Below are 20,678 nucleotides of genomic sequence, written 5' to 3' on the forward strand. Positions count from 1 at the left end.
GGGATCGACGTTTAGAATTTAACATTGAGGTTGAAACCAATGCTGCGGGTCGGCGGCAAACCGGGCCAAAAATCGAGGCCGGTTGCATTGTCCGACGAGTTGAGGACTTCTTCCGGGTCCATATTCTCCGTCCACTTCTTGATTATCAGCACATTGTTCGCGACCGCGCTCAGGCGTAGGCCTTTCACAAACGCCTTCTCAGGCAGTAGTTTGCCCAGGTCGTAGCCCAGTGTAAGCTGGCGCAGCTTCCAGAAACCCGCATTCTGGACAAAATCCTCATTAACACCCAGCGGGTTGATCGACTCGTAGAATGGCTGCACCGCCGCTTTGGTCTGGTTCACCTCGCCGTCCGGGTTCACGCCATTTCCGATTACAAAACCCTCGGCACGGCCGGGTAATGTCCGTTTCGACAACCCGTGGCGCATATAGTTGATGTTCCGCCCGGTGATCATCTTGTGCCCGAGTTTGAAATCCACCAGCGCCGAAAGCATAATGCCCTTGTAGTTAAATGTGTTTGTTATACCACCAAAATACCTGGGCAATGCATTACCGACGTTCATCAATGTATTGTTTCTCAACGGCATACCACTGTTTTTATCAAACACCTGCCGGCCTTGCGCGTCTCGTGCATACATGAAGGTGTACAACTGCCCGAGCGGCTTGCCTACCACCATGTTGAGCGTCCGTCCGCCTCCACCGCCCACGGTTATCACCGTATCTTTCTCCGCCAGACCGAGTTTCAGCACTTTGGAAGTGTTGTAGGACACATTGAAACTCACATCCCAGGTAAAATCCTTGGTTTTCACGGGCGAGCCGGTCAGCAGCAACTCGATACCCTTGTTCATACTGCGGCCGACGTTGATGAGCTGCGCGGTATAAGACGAAGCGTCGGAGATTTGTGCGGCAAGAATCTGATCGTCAGTCGTTTTGTGGTAATATGTTAAATCAAAACCGAGCAGATTGTTGAACAACTTCATTTCCAGACCTGCCTCTGCCTCCTTAATGCGCAACGGCCTCAGGTTCTTGTTCGGCACCGTGGATGCATTAATACCGCCCACGGGCACGGCCTGGCCCTGCGGGTTGGGGAACGAATTGTTATCCACCGCGTAATACAATGCATTCGAATACGGGTTCACATTGTCGGAACCCACTTGCGCATAAGCCGCGCGCAGCTTACCAAATGAAATCCATGAAGGCAGGTTCGGGAAGGCTTGCGAGAAAATGAAGCTACCCGTCACCGACGGATAAAGAATGCTGCGGTTCTGCGGTGCGAGCGTTGAGAACCAGTCGTTTCGGGCGGTTACATTCAAGTAAATGAACTCTTTCCAGGAAATAGTCGCCGCGCCGTAAAGCGAGTTGATTTTCTTCTCCGAAAGCTGGTAAAGCGGGTTTTTCACACGGCCATTCATGACGGTGTACAGGTTGGGCTGGATAAAATCCTGGACGGTTACGCTGTTGTAATCCATCCTCGCGTAACGCTGGTTACCGCCGAGGGTTACGTCCACGCCGATGTTGCCGAAGTTATGGTTGCCGCCAAGGATGAAGTCGAGGTTCCGTTCGGTATTGCGGCGCACATCCTGTGTGAATGAGCCGTTTACATAACCAACCGGCGCTTTCGCGATGGGTGCATAGCCGTTGGGAATGTTGTAATCCTGGTTGCGGACGTAGAAATCCTGCGCGGCGCGAAGTTGCAGATACAGCCAGTCGGTAAACTGGTACTTTAACGCCACATTGCCGAAAAGCCGGTCGCGGGAAATGTTTTCGAAGTGGTGGCTGAGCGAGTAATAGGGATTATTTCTCACCAGGAACCTTGCAAAAGGAAATTCATCGCCGTTCGGAAAAGTCTGGTTCTGCTTTAATGCTTCGAAAGGCATGGAGTTCGCGAGCGTGAAGATCACGGTCGAAGTTGCGAAATCCTGTGCGTCGATCTGCGGTGGATTGGTATTCTTCTCTTTGGAATAATTGATGTTGCCAAATGCAGTAAGCCGCTTGGAAATGTTTTGTGTAAAGCCGAGGTTCACCACTTTCCGGTTGAACTTGTTATTCTCCACGATCCCCCGGTTATCACTATTGGCCAGCGACAAGCTGAAACCGCCGTTCGGACCGTTGTTGGAGACGGTAATGGTGTTGGTCATATTCATTCCCGTGCGGTAAAACTTCTTCACCCGGCCGCGTACGGGCTCGTAGGGCCATATTTCGCTATCGAAAAGCGTCTGCGTCATACCCGGCTCGAACTTCTCTCCAAAGCTCCACACACCCGATGTCGGCTTGTCGGTGGTAGGCCGTTTCCCGCCTTCTCCCTGGCCGTATTCGTATTGAAAATCGGTGAAATCGAGCGGCGTATCGGTGGTGAAATTGATATTGTAATCCACCCCGATGCCTTTGCCGGTTCCGCGGTTTTTGGTCGTGATCATCACCACGCCGTCCTTGGCACGGGAGCCGTAAAGCGCTGCGGCCGTGGCACCTTTCAGTACCGTCATCGATTCGATATCGTCCGGGTTAATACTCGATAACCCGTCTCCGCCATCGGAGTTGTTCGCCGAGCGCTGGGCGTAATCGCCACCGCCAGCGAAATTGGAATTATCGATCGGTACGCCATTCACGACGATGAGCGGGTTGTTCTGCCCGGCAAACGACGACTGCCCGCGAATGCGGATTTTGGCCGTCCCTCCAGGGCCTGTCGACAGCGAGGATATATTCACCCCTGCCATTTTACCTTGTAATGAGCTCATTACGTTGGGCGTACGGTTCGTGGAGATCTGGTCCGCATTGACCGTCGCTGTGGCGTAACCAAGCGTTTTCGCCTCCCGTTTGATACCGAGCGCAGTTACCACTACTTCCGTAAGGTTCTTGGATTCCTGCGTGAGCTGCACATCGATCACCGAGCGCGTACCTACGGCGATCGTCTGACTAACATAACCTATAAACGAAAAGACGAGCGTCGCATTAGCAGGAGCGTCGAGGGCATATTTACCTTCCGAGTCGGTCACGGTGCCCTGTGAGGAGCCGCTAATGAGGATGTTGACGCCCGGCAGCGGCTCTTTGCTGTCGCCGGTAACGGTTCCTGTGATCCGGCCGTTCTGGGCAAAAACCGCGCTGCAAACCAAGGCAAGCAGCATGGCAATGGTAAAACATTTCTTCATCACATCTTAATTGGGTCAGGGTGAATAGCATTCCAAAAAGTACACGAAAACCGTAATCGCTTACGGACACGAGGGCCAGGAATAGTAAGGGCAAAAAAACATTGTGCACGGTCGCGTGAACCGAACGGAAATATATATACGTAATCAAAAATTTCCTGCCTTCCTATCGAATGCGCGTGCCGATAGGAATAACTGCATACGCTGCAATGGACAACGGGCTATGCAAAAAACCTGTTTTTTAGATTAAACGATTAAGCAAAATATCAAACTAAACTGTCGGAATACGATGTATTAGTCAGGTCTTTGTGATGGTTTCGGGTACTTTTAAATGTCAGGCTGGACTGTATCGGGCCGCAGGAAGGAATGTTGACGGCTTGTTGTCCTTAAAGTTGGCACTTCAATCGAGCAAATTGAAATTAATGTGACCAAATGTAAATTTAATCGATTAAACAACAAAATTTCGAAGCAAATATTTTTACATTATTTCTAAAAATAAACACATTAATGGTTTCAGGGCTTACTGCACACGTCAGACAGCCATAGTGTATTTCAAATAACAGTTCGCCCGGTTCATGTAATTGAGGGCAACTTCACGGGGCGGGAACGTTAGATTTACCCCGAAATCCTCCTTATGGTTTTCCGATCATCCATCCTGTCATGACCTTTTTGAAACGTATGTTGGAACAATCCAGGCTGCCGCTCTCGGTAGGTCAGTTCTGGTGGTATTCCTTCTGCTATTGGAGCATTTTCGCGGTAATAACGTTCGGTCAGCTTATGATGCTGTGGCTTTTGAAGGAAGGAGTGGCAATGCAGCCCCACGAAATGTTCGTCTGGCTGCTCGATGGTTTGTTCTGGTGGTCCACTACCCCGCTGATCCTCTTTGCGTCGATCAAAGTCCCGATCGCGTTCAAAGTCCGGGAAAGTTCGTCCATTCTGAAACCGGTCCTCTTCCATCTGGCGATCGTCACTTTCCTGAATATTTTCATCAATGTAATGCATTACTACATTACCAACCCGCTGATGTACCGCGCAGTAGGCCAGTCGGTGCCGTTGGAAAACTACCTGTTCTCGTTTTTTATAGCCTATACCGCGAGTTTCGGTCAGTACCTGCTCCTGGTGGTGGGTTTTAACAAAGTATCCTACATTTACCGCTACCAGGAGCTTAAACAACAGAATTTCGAAACCGAGCTGCATAACGAACAGCTTCGCGGGCAACTGGCCAATGCCCAGCTGCAATCGCTCAAAATGCAGCTCAACCCACATTTTCTATTCAATACCCTGCATAGCGTGGTGAGCCTGATGGTGAAAAACGACATCCGCAAAGCCACGCTCATGATCACCACGCTGAGCGACCTCCTGCGCGCGGTGCTCGTAAACCAGTCGGCCGATTTCATACCTTTGCAAGAGGAGCTCCAACTGACCCGGCAATACCTCGACATCCAGCAGATCCGCTTCCAGGACCGCCTGAAAGTAGAATACCACATCGATCCGGCTTCCGAATTGTACCCGGTACCACAGCTGATCCTGCAACCGATCGTCGAAAATTCGATCACACACGGCATTTCCGACATTACCACCAATGCCCTCATACGCATTACCAGCACCGTGAGCGCCACGGGTATGCAGGTAACAGTTTACGACAACGGCATCGGAGCCGCACCCCGAAAAGCCCCGAAAGGCATGGGACTGGGATTGCAGAATACATTGTTACGCCTCCAACAAGCCTACGGCGCGGAAGGGAGGATGAAATTTGAGCAGCCGGATGGGGGCGGGACGTCGGTGACGCTTTATTTTGAACGGTGTCGATGACCGATGACCGCCGACCACCGACCGCCGATCGCTGGGGCCTCCGGGTGATTGTCGGCGGTTAAAAAAGTTCGGCGGTCGGCGGTCGGCCGTCGGCGGTCAAAAAAGAATCGGCGGTCGCTCGTCGGTCGTCAGCCGTCAAAAAAAAATCGGCGGTCGGCGGTCGGCCGTCGGCGGTCAAAAAAAAGTCAACCGTCGGCCGTCGGCGGTCAAAAAAAATTAACCCCGAAAAAACATGAAATACCGCTGCCTGATCATCGATGACGAAGTGCTGGCCCGGGACGTAATCAGGACATTCGTACAGCACGATCATTCCATTGAAATCACCGACGAAGCCGCCAATGGCTCGGAGGCTGTTGTGAAAATATTGCAACACCGCCCCGATGTAATTTTCCTGGACATTCAAATGCCGGAGCTCGATGGTTTCGAGGTGCTGCGCGAAGTGTGGCCGCACCATCAGCCGTTTGTCGTTTTTACTACCGCATTCGATCAGTATGCATTGCGTGCATTCGAAGTGAATGCGATCGATTATTTGCTGAAACCGTTTGACGAAATCCGTTTCCATCAATCGCTGGGCCGGTTGAAGGAAAGGCTCAGCCAGAAGTCGCAGCCGCGGATCGAAGAACTGGTGAACAGCCTGCTGCGCGACCAGAAGGAGGAGAATTATTTACAGCGGCTACTCGTGAAAGAAGCCGGAAAGATGTATCTGGTCAAAACGGACGACATCACGCATTTCTCGGCGGACGGCAATTATATTTCGGTTTACACTGCACAGAAGAAAGTTTATACGATCTACGAAAGCCTCGGCAGCCTCGAAGGCCGCCTCGATCCGTCGGTCATGATCCGCGTCGGCCGTTCGAACATTGTGAACATGAATTTCATCTCCGAGCTCGAAACATACTTTAATGGTGAGTATATCATTCATTTATCCACCGGTGAAAAAGTAAAATGGACACGCGGGTACCGCGACAATATCAAGGCGTTCGTCACCAAAATGGGGTAACCGCAAGATACGGTTCACGATTTGAAATGCACGCTTTACATCGCAAAAAGTCCGGATCAGACATTTTCGGTACACTTTTCAACGATTTGGATTACAAATTTGTCAGACAATGTAGCTTCCGCGCGAAGCACGAATTCAATTGCACATAAAATCCGTTAGCCATGCTCTTCAAATCTTCTACCAACCTGACCTCAGCCGTATCCGCCTTGCTCCACAGCCACGTCGGACAGCGGCAGGCCATTTTTATCGTAGCCGTCGTCGCCGCGCTCATTCTCTGGAAACTCGCAGCCGGCATTAGCGCTACCAGCCAAGCCGATGCGTCGCCGGTACCCGTTGAGACGGCTACCAGCGACACCAAGGCGGCCAGTATGAAATGGAGTTACGACGAACTCGCGCACAAACTGATCATTGAAAACACCGATCTGGCGTATGCCGAGCTCGGCGAAGGTTTTACGAAAGGCATTGGCCGCGCGCTCAACAAGGTGACGCGGCATGGCACCGCCCGCAACAATGCCGGCAAACGGGTGCTGGTTAATTTGTGATCAATAGGCCACTTCCAACTCGGCTTCTTGTACCGCTTTCTGCTGCTCAACTTTTGGCGGCAGCAGCTTGTACATTACCGGCGTCACGAGGCGCGAAAGCAACGTGGAGCTGATGAGCCCGCCGATGAGTACCAGTGCCAGCGGCGAGTACAATGCGCTATACTCGATTACGAGGGGGAGCAAGCCACCGATTGCCGTCATGGACGTGAGCAATATCGGTACGAAACGGATTTCGCCGGCTTCGATAATGGCCTCTTCAATGCCCTTACCCTGCTCGCGCAGCTGGTTGGTGAAATCGACCACCAGCAGCGAGTTTTTCACTTCAATACCTACCAATGCAATGAAGCCGATCGTAGCTGTGAATGAAAGCGTTTCGCCGGTAAGGAACAGCATTGCCAGCCCGCCCACGATTCCCAGCGGGATTACCGAGAGTACGATCAGAATGCTTTTGAAGGTTTTGAATTCCAATATCAATACGCCCAAAAAGCCGAACACGGTGATCAGTATAATGAGGCCTAATCCGCCGAAGCTTTCCTCCTGGCTCTCCTTTTCCCCGGCCACTTTGAAATGCTGACCTTTTTCGAATTTGAACTGATTGAGTTTTGCGGTAATGTCTTCGTTCATTTTCTGGACATTGTACCCCGGTTTTGCGAACGCCGAAACGGTCACGTAGCGGTCCTTGTCATAATGCCGGATCTGGTTTGGTGAGCTTTCCATTTCGATGGTGGCGATGCTTTTCAAAGGAATGCTCGCGCCCGATGCCGAGGTTACGTACAGTTTATCAAAAACACTGTAATCCTGGATCGCAGCATTGCGCGGCACCGACACATTGATATTGTAGCTATCGGCCTTGCCCACATCCTCGCGGAAAGTGGCCACATTCAGCCCGGCAGCCCCCAGCCGCACCGTACGATCGATGTCGGCCGAGGAAATACCCAGCGTTCCGGCTTTCTGTTCATTGATGTTGATGCGTAGATCGGTCGGTTGTACCAGCAACGGGTTGTTCACGTAAATGGTACCTTCGGTTTTGGTGAGTAAATCCGCAACACCGAATGCGGTTTTGCGCAGGTCTTCCAGGTTTTCACCATAAATGCGGTAAGCCAGCGGCGCTTCGATCAACGGGCCCTGTTCAAAGTCTTTCACTTTGATTTCCGCCCCGGGATAGCGTTCCAGCTTTTTGCGCAGCTTTTCGATCACCGCTACTTTCTCTTCGGTTTCAAGCCCTTCCACCTGCACGAAAATCTCCGCAAAGTTCTCGCTTTCGTTCCGTTGAACTACATTATAATAAACCCGCGGATTGCCTTTGCCCACATTCGTCGAGAATGAGGTAATGAGCGGCTCCTGTTTCAGAATACCTTCCACATAGCGAGCTACTTCGTTCGTCTTTTTGAGGTTGGTACCTTGCGGTGTTTCAATGTCGATCAGGAACATCGGCTTCTCCGATTTCGGGAAAAGACTGTTGCCGATGAGCGGTACCAGTGCCAGCGAGCCGACAAATATCAGACCGGCAATCGCCAATGTGGTTTTAGGCCAATGCAATGCGCGGTCGAGCACGCTGCCGTAGGTTTTGTGAATGCCCTTTTTCATGCCTCTCAATAACCAGTTCCCATCCTCGGAAGCATGTGGTTTCAGGATTACGCTCGACAAGAACGGCACCACGGTAAGCGAAACGAGCATCGAGGCGAATACCGTCGTGATCACCGACATCGGCAGGCTGCGGATAAAATCCCCCGCGCCCTCGGGCAGAAACACAAGCGGAAGGAATGCGAAGATCAACAGGATCGTACAACCTACCACCGCCAGGCCTATCTGCGACGATGCCTGAATGGCCGCCTGCACCTTGCCGTAACCCATGCGCAAATACCGTTCGATGTTTTCGACGACCACAATGCTGTCGTCGACCAGAATACCGAGCGCGACGATCATCCCCACAATACTCAGTTGGTTGATGTTATAACCGAGCAGGTTCATCATCGTGAGCCCGATCGCCAGCGAAAGCGGGATCGAGATCATCACCACCAACGAAGCGCGTGTGCCGAGCGGCAGCAATGTGAGCAGTACCAGTAAAATAGCTATCCCAAAATCCCGCGCGAAGTGCGACAACCGGGTATCCACACTGGTCGCCTGATCAAATACCTTGATCATCTCGATATTCGAAGGCAGCGTTTGCTGAAATTCGGCTACCACCGGTTCCACCTGGTCGCGGACGGAGATAATGTTCTCGCCCTCTTTCTGGCTCACATTCACGAAGCTGCACCTGAAACCGTTCAGGCGGGTAACGTGCGTTTCGTCCTCATAACCCATTTTCACATCGGCTATGTCTTTGAGGTATACGATCTTTCCATTGGAGCGCGAAACTACCGTGTTGGCCACCTCGTCGAGCGTGCGGTAGCTGCCGCTGGTTTTGATGTTGAGCTTTTTGGTAGCCATACTAATGCTCCCGCCCGGGATGTTCACGCCCTCGCTCTGCAATGCGCCCACGATCTGGTCCTGGGTCAGCCGTTGCTGCGCGATCTTCTCCAAATTCAGGCTCACTTTCACCTGCGGCTCGGGAATGCCCGAGTACTCCACTTTTTTAAGCGTCTTGATCTTTTCAAGCCTTTCCTTGAAATCCTTGGAATACTTCTTCAAGTGCGTATAGCTCGCATTCTCGCTGATGAGCGCGTACTGGTAAATGCTTACGTCGGATGGGATCTGTTTGTTGATGCGGATATCGGCAATGTCGGCCGGGAGCTGCGAGCGCAGTGCATTGATCTCCCGCACCACTTCCTGGTATTTATCGTCCGGGTCGGAGCTGTATTTGTAAATCACCTGCATTACCGCGAGGCCGTCGCGGATGTCGGTGATAACATGCTTCATATCGTCGAGTTCGTTGATTTTCTTCTCCATCGGGTCCACTACGAGCTGCTCCATATCTTTCGGATTGGCGCCGGGGTACACCACTACCACCGTAAATTGCGGCGGGTGAATGTCGGGATCTTCGCTCCGGGGCATCGTAAAGAGCGAGTACAGCCCCAACGCCAGCACACCCAGGAATATCACCAGCGTAAACTGGTAGTTCTTGACTGCAAATTCAGGTAATTTCATGGTCTTTGCGGTTGAAATGGGTTACTGAACTACTTTAATCACCGATCCTTCGGCCAGGTAAGCGGAACCCTCGCGGATTACCCGCGCACCCGCGTCTATGCCCGCGAGGATGAATGCCTTGTCCCCTTCGAGGAATGCGATCTTCACACGCTTCTTCTGCGCCTTGTTACCGTCCGCCACGAACACGAATGCGCTGTCGTTCTCGCCCTCGATCAATGCGTCGACGGGGACAGAAACCATGCTGGTCTTCTCTTTCGGGTAAATATGCACTTTGGCAAAAAGGCCGCTGGCGAGTTTGGTAGCGGGTTTATCGAGGGTAATTTCGGCCTGATACAATCCTGAAACCGGGTCGCTTACCTGCGCGAGGGTTTTAACATTGCCGGTGAAAGTCTGCGGATAAGCATCGAAATTGATCTCCGCTTTCTCGCCGCCTTTGAGACGCGCCCAATCTTTGTCGGTAAGGCCGCATTTCACGACCCAGTCGGCGCTGCTGGTGCTGCTGATGTGCAGAACAGGCGTGCCGCCCTGTACCTGTTCGCCGGCATTCTGTAATTTCTGCATCACCACGCCGTCGGCGGTCGAGAAAATTTTGGTTTGTGATAAATTGAATTTCATGATATCTACCTGCTTTTCAGCGAGTACCAACGCAGTTTGCGTATTTTCCAGCTGTTCCTTTGTCGCCACGCTGTCGCGGTAGAGGTTCTGCACCCGGCGCGCATCACGTTGTGCTTTCAGAAAGTTTTCTTCGGCCTGGCCCATTTGCGCGGCGATTTCAGTAGTATTCAATGTGGCCAAAAGCTGCCCTTTACGCACCTTATCGCCTTCATTTACCGTAATATCCTTAATAATACCGCCGATTTTGAACGATAAACGTGCTTCATTCTCGGAACCCAACAAACCGGATGTTTCCACGGCCTGCGCCTGGGACAATGCGGCGGAGCTGATGATTTTGACCGGGATCGTCTCGTCGGTCTGTTCCGGTTTCTTTTCTTCCTTGCACGCGGCGGTCAGGAGCGTAGCCGCGAGCACGTACGCATATATGAGAGGATGTGTTGTAGCTTTCATAACATATTTAGTTTGAGAATAAGTAGCTCGCCCGGGCCCGTTCCAGCTCTGCGGCGCGGGTTTGGACATTGAGATAGGAAATACTTTGTTGCAACTGGTCGCCGATGAGGCGGTTCTGGGCGTCGAGTAATTCAATGTAGAGCAGCTGACCTTCGCGGTAAAGCTTTTGCTGGTCCTGGTAATATTGCTGCGACAATGCGGTTTGGCTTTTGGTCGCCCGGTAAGTAAGCACGGCCGATTGAAAAGTGTTGGCCGCGGTTTTGTTTTGTAATTGAAGCTGCTGTTCTACCTGACTGATCTGTTCGCCCGTCGCTTTCTGTTCCAGTTCCGCCTGTTTTACTTTGTATTGGGTTCGGTTATTAGCAAAAACGCGCCAGTCGAGTGTCACGCCGAAGAGGTAATAACGCGTATCCCGGTTGAAATTCACGAAATCACCCTGCGAACCGAGGTCAATGAACGTGGAGAGCTTCGGTAATGCGCCTGCCCGCGCCAGTTGCCCCGACAATGCATTGATTTTCGAAAGCGATTCCAGCTTGGCCAGCTCCTCTCTCCTACCCTCCGCCGTGGTGTCCGTCAGCACATCCGTTTCAGCAGGCGCGTCGATTTCCAGACTGGTTTCCAATGGGTTATTAAGCAAAAAATTAAAGTAGGCCTTTGCATTGATCGACTGGTTGCGTGCGTCCACAAGCCTCGCTTCCAGACCGATCAGTTCATTCTCGGAGCGGCTCACCACCGTGCGGATCGCCTTGTCGTTTTTCACCAGAGCCTGGTTAAACCTGAGGTTTTCGCGGGCCAGCGAAACGGCGTTTTCGAGGATCCGGATAGCCTCGTTTGACTGCTGGCAGGCATAGTAAGCCAGCTTGATCTCCTTCACTAACTCTCTCCTGTAAACGTCGACTTCCGCCTGCTGCAAATGGATTTGCTCCTTCCGGATCTTGGTGTTAAAAGCGATCTCGGCATTGTAAAGCGGCAGGGACGTCCTGAATTTGGCATCATAGTAATTCCGCGGATTGAACGTCTGGCTCACATTTTCCACTTTCGGGAATGCCGACGAGTTGGTCAGGTCATTGAGCGAATTATAAACCGGGTTGAGCAAATCACCGATCGGAATGCTGATTTTCCGCCCACCGCGAGAGTCGAGGTAAGAAGTGCTGAAATTGACTTCAGGATAGAAGAACGTCCTGGCTTCTTTCAGTGCAAACAGGTTCCTTTCGAGTATAAAGCGCTGTTGTTTAAGGCCCTGGTTGTTTTTCAGACCCTGATCAATATAGCCTTGCAAAAGCGCATCCTGTGCCCGGACGGGAGTGAAAAGGCTCAGCAAGGGCACAAGAAGATACTGCCAATGCCGGAGCATGGGCTTCAAAATTCGCTTCATTTTAAGTAATGTTTAGTTTATGAACAGTGTTTAGTGAATGGCAAAATTTTTTAGGTTTTCAGATTGGCTAAAAATAAGTCGAACGAACTATGCAGAATTTGACGTGTAATTTCATCGGTTTGCATGAGAATGCACATGCGCTCCCGTACGTAAAGCGAAACCAGTCCGTGCACATACGACCACACCTGGATCGCCGTCACATGCAGGTCAGCCGGCCGGATCTTCTTTTGTTCGAGGCATTCGGCCAATGTCGTGAGCAGGTAGCCAAATGCACATTCGCCCGCCTTCCACTTTTCCTCGTTTTTGATCTGCTCCATGGGTGCGCGCATGATGAACATCAGATCATAGTAATCGGGGTTTTCAATGCCAAACTGCATGTAAGTACGGCCCAGCGCTCCCAGCCTTTCGAACGGATCGGCTATCGCATCGTGTTGGCGCAGTTCCTTATCCAGCAGATCGAATGCATTTTCATGGATTACATAAAAAATTTCGTCTTTATCCTTGAAATACAGATAGATAGTAGCCGGACTATATTCAATATCATCGGCAATGCTACGAATCGACGTCTTGTCGTAACCTTGCTTCAAAAACAGCTGAGTTGCCGATTCGATGATCAGGTTCCTCATTTCCTGCTTTTCCCGCTCTTTTCTTTCCTTAATCGCCATGCTTTTGTAATTACGATGTGAATATAATAAACACTGTTTAGTAAATGCAAATTGTTTAGCGAAATAAGTTAGGAAAGGCGGAATTCTACCTATAAGCGGAGCGTGGAATGTGCGATGAAGGCTATTTCTGTTTGAAACGGTCGTCGGTAAGGGCTTCAAGGAAGGTTACAATGTCGTCGACTTCGTGGTCGGACAGGTTGAGCGCGCTGCCGAGCGACAGGTCGCGGTTAATGGGATTGCGTACAAATTTGTCGGGCGTGTTATAGTATTGAACCACCTCGCGCAACGTTTTGAACATCGCATTATGCATGTACGGTGCTGTAACGGCCACATTCCGCAAGCCGGGGACTTTGAACAACCCGATGTGCGCGCTGTCTTTGGTTATCTTAAACCGACCGGAATCATTCAATTCCTTACCGTTGAATAATCCGATACTTTTGAAGCGATCGGCTGTAAAATCTTCGCCGGAATGGCAGGTAGCACAATTGGCCTTGCCGATGAAAAGCATCCGGCCGCGCACAGCCGCTTCGGACATTGCCTTTTCGTCGCCGTCCAGGTAGCGGTCGTAAGGCGTATCCGTCGTTTCCAGCGTCCGTTCGAACGCCGCAATCGCGCTCAGCAGGTTTTTATCATTGACTTCCGATTTGAAAACTTTTTGGAATGCAGCGCTATAAAAATCGTCTTTACGAAGCCGCTCAACAGCCTGATCGACAGACAAATCCATCTCATCATGCGCGGAGAGCGGACCCAACACCTGCTCTTCCAGCGACCCCGCACGGCCGTCCCAGAAGAAATCCGTGCGGCCCGACAGGTTGGTCAATGCGGGGGAGTTGCGCGTCAGCCGTGTACCCTTATCACCAATGCTGAATGCCGCAGTATCCGCAAATGCAAACTGCGGAATATGGCACGATGCGCAGCTGATCGCCCGCCCGCGCGAGAGGATCGGGTCCGAAAACAGTTTTTCGCCCAACTCCTCTTTCGTATTCAACTCCACCGAAACCTCTGCGGATTGCAACGACAGCAACGCAAGCGAACCGCCGCAAACCGCGGTCGCAAGCCATTTTGAAATACCCATGTTGAATTTTTGGATTTAAATCAATGCGTTGAAATTGATCTATTGCACCTCGAACGACTCTTTGAACGGCACGCAAAGTCCGTCCTCGTTCGAGCAAAGCAGCCCCTTGATCGTCCCCGAAACTTTCCCACCCCTCTTGGCCAGCTTGATCGTCTGCCGGAACTCGGCTTTGTCCACAAAATAGGTATAGGCCTTATCCCACGTCGGGTCCACGGCTTTGAGCGGTTTCACGGCGCGTATATCGCCCACGAGTTGGTAGGCATTGTTTGTATCAAATGCGAATTCCGTCGGAAGCGGGCCGATATCCCCTTTGAAATCAGACGAATACAGCTTCCAGTTTTTATTGATATCGGCTGAAAATACCACTTCCACCTCCTCGCCGGCTTGCGTAGCGCTTTTCGAAAGGCTCACCTTCCAGCGCGAAATGTCTTTCAAGTCCTGCGCGAAAACGCCTGCCGAACAGCAAAGCACGAGCATTAAAACCCTGTAAATCATTGAAATAGCATTATAGGATGAAATATTAAACAACTGCAAAGCATTTACGCCTCACCGGCGGCCTTGCAGTTGTCTCAAATCACCACGTACCTAGTTAGTTGAACTCACGATTTATCCATTGCATTGCCGTTGCATACCCGACGGCATTTCCGGAATGCGAATAATCACTTTGTGGCTACCAATATCACATCGCTAACGCTATTGGGCATCTTACAATCCAGTGCCGTTGGGGACATAACGTTGGTAGAAGGCCACTGGATCAACGCATTTCAAAAATCCCACAGGGATGTGACAACAAATCACATTGCAAACTGCCGTTGCATGCCTAACGGCAATTCCGGAATGCGAATAATCACTTCGTGGCTACCAATATTACATCGCTAACGCGATTTGGCATCACACAATCCAGTGCCGCCAGGCACGTAACATTGGTAGAAAAACCGTTGGATCAACGCATTTCAAAAATCCCGTAGGGATGTCACAACAAATCACATTGCAAATTGCCGTTGCATGCCTGACGGCATTCCCTAATGCGGATAATCCTTTTTGTGGCTACCAATATTACATCGCTAACGCGATTTGGCATCTTACAATCCAGTGCCGTCAGGCACGTAACGTTGGTAGAAAGACCATTGGATCAACGCATTTCAAAAATCCCGTAGGGATGTGACAACAAATCACATTGCAAATTGCCGTTGCATGCCTGACGGCATTTCCCTAATGCGAATAGTCATTTTGTGGCTACCAATATTACATCGCTAACGCGATTTGGCATCCTACAATCCAGTGCCGCCAGGCACGTAACGTTGGCAGAAAGACCATTGGATCAACGCATTTCAAAAATCCCGTAGGGATGTAACAACAATTCAAATGGCTTCTATTTCGAACTCTTCGTAGTACCGACGGCGGCAGAACTAACCCCGGAAGGCACCGGCTCAGAAATGAGTTCGTTCAGATCCTTGTTCCACTTTGCCACGTAATCCTCGAAGTACTTACCCGTGATCTCTCCGGTGTAGCCGGTGTGGATCTGCCGCACTTCGCCTTTGCGGTCGATGAGGATCGTGGTCGGGAACGCCATCATGCGGTTCAGCGCGGGAAGCTTGTCCGATGCCACTTTTTTGTCGGCAATACCGCCGAAAAGGATATCATACTCGATGCCGTACTTCTTTTCAATGTGCCGAGCGTGTATTTGGCGTATTCGAGATCGTCCTTCTGCTCGAAACCGATCGCGATCGCTTCCACGCCACGGTCCTTGTTGGCCTTGTACCAGGGCGCGAGGAACGACGTTTGGTCGGTACAGTTAGGGCACCAGGTTCCGATGATCTCCACGATCACCACCTTGCCTTTGTACTTGTCGTCGCTCAGCGAAACCTCCTTGCCGTCGAGGTCGGGCAATGTGAAGTCAAGTTTTTTATAACCTTCTTTGAGATAAGTCAGTTTGTAGGGATCGGGCAGCTCGGCTTTGTCGTTTTTAGTCCCTTCGAATTTGGTATTATCATAAATACCCGAGCTGATAACGCCGGTAATGCTACCGTCCTCGTTGATTTTGCCCTTGTACACGCGCGGGTTCGGGCCCGAGAAGTGCGAAAGCACGAATTCGTCGCCCTGTACCACGCCTTCCAGCTCTCGGCTATCTCCTACGGTCGACATCACCACGCCCGTCAGCTTGTTGCCTTCCTGTTTTAGAAGCGCCACATTATCAGGCATTTTGGCTTTACTGAAAACCTGCAAATCCCATTTCCCCGAAATGTTATGCTTGGTAGGCTGCTCTTTGCCTTTCTCTACGAAACGGTAATTTTTGCCATATTCCGCCGAGAACGGCAGCGCATTGCCGCGGAAGCCCGGCACGAGGCTCCGGTACTCGCCGGTAATCTTGCCGTCGGTTTCCACTTTCGCCACGAGTGCGGCGTCGTAAGTGTTCATTTTGACAAAAATCGAGTCCGCGCCGAGCCTGGTCACTTTGAAATCGTCGCGGCGCGTGCCGTTCAGCAGTGTCAATACCGGATGGTCTTTGTCTTTGGCATTGTATTCAAAATTGAATGGGATGTGTGTTTCGCTGATCACGAACTCGCCGCGCCAAACGCCTTGCTTCGGCGCTTTGGCATCCGGGCCGTCACCTGCAAATGCGGCATGACCGAACAATGTGGCCCCTGCCAATGCCACGGCTTTCATCTGGTTGCTGATTTTCATACAACTGGAAATTTTTAGGTTTTTGAAAAATGGAAGTACTTCTCATTCGATCCGAGGCATTTTGCAGGATTGGCCCGGATCATCGGCTGGTCGGAGGTGGTTTGTGACCGGCCGTTGAATCATGAAGCAAATATAAATGGTGGATTTTTAATTATCTACAATTTTCGTAGACTAAGTAGAATAAACTCGGATTTCATACCACCAAACTCCTACGCGTGAGCATATAATGCGTTCCGGCCGTCTGGTGGCAACGTATCCGATTTGTGTTTTCAAAATTTTGATAAACCGCATCGCGGCGCATTAACTTTGTGGCATCTCAAAATCTTATCTGCAAAAAAATGTCACACCAACGTTGTTGTCCGGCCGATGCCTGGCGGAGCTAAGCCGCTTTTTTTAAATTATGTTTAGTCTATAAAATCCGTAGATTAAATATAATATTACTTGATCCGACGATGTGCGGAATGGTTGCCGACGGGACTGCAGGCTCTCCGTCGGCGCGACGCACCGGACGCCGGACCGCCGGAATGCCGGAGCACCGGTATGCCGGATCGTGCCATTTCCGCCATCGCCGGATCAGGTTTTCACCCATTTCAGTTTCATGTTCCAAATAATACTTATGAAACATTTATTACTTTTTATACTTTTAATATCCACTCCCCTGCTTGCCCAGCAGCGTACCCTCACGGGGCTGGTACGCGCAGAAGACGGCGCGCCGCTCCCCGGCGTTAACGTGGCGATTAAAAATACCCGGCAGGGCACCATCACCGACACCGACGGCCGCTTTACACTCCCGCTCGTTAAGGGCGAAACGCTCGTATTTTCGTTTATCGGCTTCACTGCCAAAGAATTGCCTGTCACCGCCGCCAACGAGTACAATGTAACGCTGCTCGCCAGCACGCACACACTCGGCGAAGTGCAGGTCGTAGGATCACGGAATGCCAACCGCACGAAAATCGATTCGCCGGTACCGGTGGATATTATTGATCTGAAACCATTGCAGGAATCGGCCCCGCAGGTGAGCATTACGCAGCTATTGCAATATGTTTCACCCTCTTTCCATTCCGTGAACGGTACCAATGCGGGCGATGCAGGCTCTGCGCTGAACCTTTCACAATTGCGCGGACTGGGTGTGGACCAATTACTGGTGCTTGTAAACGGCAAGCGCCGCCACAAAAGCTCCAACATTAACTGGGGCGGCCTCGGCAACGGCGCGACGGGCTACGACCTCAACTCTATCCCGACGGCGGCCATCGAACGCGTAGAGATCCTCCGCGACGGCGCGGCGGCACAATACGGCTCCGATGCCATTGCAGGCGTGATCAACATCGTGCTCAATAAGAGCGTCGACCAGCTCACACTGAGCTCCACAGCCAGCACACGCCGCCGGGGTGACGGCACGACCACGCGTACGAATGCGAACTACGGCTTTGCATTGGGTAAAACCGGCGGCTATCTGAACACCACCGCTGAATTTGCCACACAAGCCATTGCCATCCTGCCCGGAAACGACGACGCAGGCCTCTACATCGGCCCGATTTACGGCGGCGGCGCGAACACGCGCAATTACGATGCCATTTATACGAAAGAAATCGACGAGGCCATCCTGACTTCCCGCGGCATCGATCGCCACCATTTCGACCGTCGCGCTGGTGGTTCCAATAAAGCCAAGGACGCGTTGCTGTTTTTCAACGCCGCGGTACCGATCCGCCAGAACGCAGAGCTTTATGCATTCGGAGGGATTAGCCACCGCAATTCGCAATTTACCGCCGTATACCGCCTACCGGGATGGACGGAGCGGAACAATGCCTTCCTCTACCCCGACGGTTTCCTGCCGGCGATGGAGAACATTATCACCGATAAATCGTTCGCGGTGGGCATCAAAGGCAAGATCCGCGAATGGGACGTCGATATTTCCAATGTGTATGGTAAAAACGATTTCGGCAATGTGATTACCAATTCGCTGAATGCGAGTCTGGGACTGAAAACGCCCACTACTTTCGACGCGGGCAGCTACAATGCAAGTCAGAATACCGGCAGCATCGATATCAGCCGCTATTTTCCGAAAGTGTTGAAAGGCATTAACGTGGCCTTCGGCGCGCAGTACCGGGTGGAAACCTACCAGATCGTCGCAGGCGAAGAAGCGTCCTATTCCAAAGGCGATTTGCGGGCTATTTACGGCCTCGATACCACCGCGGCGGGCATTATTTACCAGACCAAAGAAGGCAGCATCGGCCTAAACGGCCTTTCGCCGGGCTCTCAGATCCACGCCGGCTTCCGGCCTGAAAACCAGGTGAATGTAAGCCGCTCGATCCTGGCGGGTTATGCCGATATCGAGGCGAACATTACCGATAAATGGCTGGTGTCCGGTGCCCTTCGCCTCGAAAGTTTCTCACAGCTTCAAAACGTAACGACCTACAAAGTCGCCTCCCGTTACAGCATTACCGACTGGCTGGGCATCCGGGCCTCCCACAACACCGGCTTCCGAGCACCGGATCTGGCGCAATACTACTACACCGAAACATCGACCAGCTTCCAGCAGGGCCGTGCCATTGATCAGGTAACGGCTTCGAACCAGAGTGCCGCCACGCGCGCGCTAGGCATACCTACGCTCACGCCCGAGAAGTCGAAAGGCTACACAGTGGGTTTTACGTCCCAGCCATTCCGCAACTTCGAGCTCACTGCCGATGCTTACCTGGTGGATGTCGATAACCGTGTGGGAAATACCGGTAATTTCTCGGCGACCGACGTCAATCTGCCGGCGGAAGTGCGCACCTTGTTCGTGCAAACCGGCACTACGCAGGCGAAGTTCTTTTACAACTCGTTCAGCACGCGCACAAAAGGACTGGAAGTTACCGGAAGCTACCGCACACCGTTCCGCAGCGGTACATTAAGCCTGCTTTTGGGGGCCAATTTCGTCAAAAACGAAGTTACCACGGTGAATACGCCGAAAGGGCTGGAAGCTTACCGCTACATTATCTTCAACGACGGCGAAAAAGCGCGGGTTACCTCGCAGATTCCCGGCCAGAAGATCACATTGCAGGGTATTTTCAAGAAAAATCGCCTCACCTACCTGGCCCGCGCCGTCTACTTTGGGTCTGTCACCAATGCATCGGCTTTGAATGCGACTTTTCCTAAACCTGATTACTTCTACCAAAAGCTGAAACCGATCTGGGTAGCGGATGTGTCGGTGGCGTACTCGCTCACCAAATCCATCCAGGCGACTTTGGGTGTTAATAACCTTTTCAATGAGCTGGGCGACTATTCCGACCCTAAACTGAGCGCTTTGAACAATCCATCGGTGATAGGCATCCAAAACGGCAGCGCCGGTATCCAGCCTTTCATTCGAGTAACCGCAAAACTTTAATGTGATGAAAATATTCGTACAACTACCCTTTTCGGCTTTACGCCTGCTCGGCATTATCCCCGCCCTGTTTCTCATTTCGGGCTGCGAAGATACCGGCTACCTCGACGTCGACGCCGCCGACCGGCCGCCGCTGAGCGCCAATATCAGCTTTGCAAACGCCCGTCCTATCGATGCCGGCCTGTATTTCTGGACATTCACCGACAAAGTGACGCCCGCGCCCGTCGCCATCAACAAAGCCTCGGAATACCTGCCCACTGTTTTCGGTAATGTGCAGATCAACTTCACCGAGGGCACCAACACGAGCTACAAGGCGTCCTACCAGTTCGGTAACTCGGCAACATTCACCGCCACCGGCCGCCCCAACGGCCCCATCGCGACTTTCTACCATACCGTAGTGGCCGCGCGTACTGCCAACAACAAGGCCGATTCGCTGATCCTTTTTTACGACGATCTCAAAGCCCCGGCGTCCGGCAAAGCCAAGCTCCGGTTCATCAACCTTTCCCCCGGCGCAGGTGCATTAAATGTGGTTCAAAACGGTAAAACGCTCTTCAACCAGGTTGCCTACGGCCGCGCCGCCAACTCAGCCCTGACTGGTGAAGCGTTAAGCGCCTGGTCACTAGGTCCATTCGAAACCGTCGACGCCGGCACTTTCAATCTCGATTACCTGGACGCTGCAACCGCCGCCAAAATCGGTTCCGCCAGCCTCCAACTAGACGCCGGAAAAATATACACGGTCTTCACAAGAGGCCTGCCAAACGCCGCGCCCGCATTCGGCACAAGCGTGATCGAACATCCTGTAAAATAAATGGTGATTGGACAAAGCGAAGCCGCACTGCCGATTGGCGGTGCGGCTTTTTGTGGTTTGCGA

The 20,678-nt window shown here is 51.8% G+C and carries 14 protein-coding genes; 5 read left to right on the plus strand and 9 right to left on the minus strand.

Going from position 1 to position 20,678, the window contains the following annotated elements; genetic code table 11:
- Positions 1-11: 11 nt before the first annotated feature.
- The gene (locus tag BLQ88_RS18090; RefSeq protein WP_090152976.1) at positions 12-3,143 is read right to left on the minus strand and encodes a SusC/RagA family TonB-linked outer membrane protein; all 3,132 of its coding nucleotides are present in this window, start codon (positions 3,141-3,143) and stop codon (positions 12-14) included.
- Positions 3,144-3,800: 657 nt separating this feature from the next.
- Here BLQ88_RS18090 and BLQ88_RS18095 point away from each other — a divergent pair.
- The 3 genes from BLQ88_RS18095 to BLQ88_RS18105 all read left to right on the plus strand — a co-directional run bounded on the left by BLQ88_RS18095 (position 3,801) and on the right by BLQ88_RS18105 (position 6,494).
- Complete coding sequence (locus BLQ88_RS18095) at positions 3,801-4,952, plus strand: sensor histidine kinase (protein WP_229212734.1); 1,152 nt, start codon at positions 3,801-3,803, stop codon at positions 4,950-4,952.
- A 232-nt stretch (positions 4,953-5,184) separates the two neighbouring features.
- Entirely contained in the window at positions 5,185-5,952 is a 768-nt protein-coding gene (locus tag BLQ88_RS18100; protein ID WP_090152978.1) for a LytR/AlgR family response regulator transcription factor, read from the plus strand.
- 161 nt (positions 5,953-6,113) lie between these two features.
- Positions 6,114-6,494 (plus strand): hypothetical protein, encoded by a 381-nt coding sequence (locus BLQ88_RS18105; RefSeq protein WP_090152982.1) that lies wholly within the window; start codon positions 6,114-6,116, stop codon positions 6,492-6,494.
- Here BLQ88_RS18105 and BLQ88_RS18110 read toward each other — a convergent pair whose 3' ends face one another.
- The 8 genes from BLQ88_RS18110 to BLQ88_RS18140 form a co-directional block, all read right to left on the minus strand.
- A complete protein-coding gene (locus BLQ88_RS18110) occupies positions 6,495-9,581 on the minus strand; it encodes an efflux RND transporter permease subunit (protein WP_090152984.1) in 3,087 nt (1,028 codons plus the stop codon).
- A 21-nt stretch (positions 9,582-9,602) separates the two neighbouring features.
- Positions 9,603-10,646 carry an efflux RND transporter periplasmic adaptor subunit gene (locus BLQ88_RS18115; protein ID WP_090152987.1) on the minus strand — a complete coding sequence of 348 codons (1,044 nt, stop codon included), beginning with the start codon at positions 10,644-10,646 and terminating at the stop codon, positions 9,603-9,605.
- A gap of 7 nt (positions 10,647-10,653) precedes the next feature.
- A complete protein-coding gene (locus tag BLQ88_RS18120; RefSeq protein ID WP_229212735.1) occupies positions 10,654-12,021 on the minus strand; it encodes a TolC family protein in 1,368 nt (455 codons plus the stop codon).
- 50 nt (positions 12,022-12,071) lie between these two features.
- Positions 12,072-12,686: a TetR/AcrR family transcriptional regulator gene (locus BLQ88_RS18125; protein WP_090152990.1), complete on the minus strand. Its 615-nt coding sequence runs from the start codon at positions 12,684-12,686 to the stop codon at positions 12,072-12,074.
- Positions 12,687-12,807: 121 nt separating this feature from the next.
- Positions 12,808-13,761, minus strand: a complete 954-nt coding sequence (locus tag BLQ88_RS18130; RefSeq protein ID WP_090152992.1) for a cytochrome-c peroxidase — start codon at positions 13,759-13,761, stop codon at positions 12,808-12,810.
- Positions 13,762-13,800: 39 nt separating this feature from the next.
- The gene (locus tag BLQ88_RS18135; protein ID WP_090152995.1) at positions 13,801-14,256 is read right to left on the minus strand and encodes a protein-disulfide reductase DsbD domain-containing protein; all 456 of its coding nucleotides are present in this window, start codon (positions 14,254-14,256) and stop codon (positions 13,801-13,803) included.
- A gap of 877 nt (positions 14,257-15,133) precedes the next feature.
- Positions 15,134-15,370, minus strand: coding sequence for a thioredoxin family protein (locus tag BLQ88_RS37040; protein WP_218132920.1), 237 nt, complete (start codon positions 15,368-15,370; stop codon positions 15,134-15,136).
- Positions 15,343-16,446: a peroxiredoxin family protein gene (locus BLQ88_RS18140; RefSeq protein ID WP_218132921.1), complete on the minus strand. Its 1,104-nt coding sequence runs from the start codon at positions 16,444-16,446 to the stop codon at positions 15,343-15,345. Before BLQ88_RS18140 ends, BLQ88_RS37040 begins: the two co-directional genes overlap by 28 nt.
- Positions 16,447-17,062: 616 nt before the next feature.
- Between BLQ88_RS18140 and BLQ88_RS18145 the strand changes: the two genes are divergently transcribed.
- Complete coding sequence (locus BLQ88_RS18145) at positions 17,063-19,810, plus strand: TonB-dependent receptor (protein WP_229212736.1); 2,748 nt, start codon at positions 17,063-17,065, stop codon at positions 19,808-19,810.
- A 4-nt stretch (positions 19,811-19,814) separates the two neighbouring features.
- Entirely contained in the window at positions 19,815-20,615 is an 801-nt protein-coding gene (locus BLQ88_RS18150) for a DUF4397 domain-containing protein (protein ID WP_090152996.1), read from the plus strand.
- Positions 20,616-20,678: the final 63 nt, after the last annotated feature.

The organism is Dyadobacter soli (assembly GCF_900101885.1).
Taxonomy (GTDB): domain Bacteria; phylum Bacteroidota; class Bacteroidia; order Cytophagales; family Spirosomataceae; genus Dyadobacter; species Dyadobacter soli.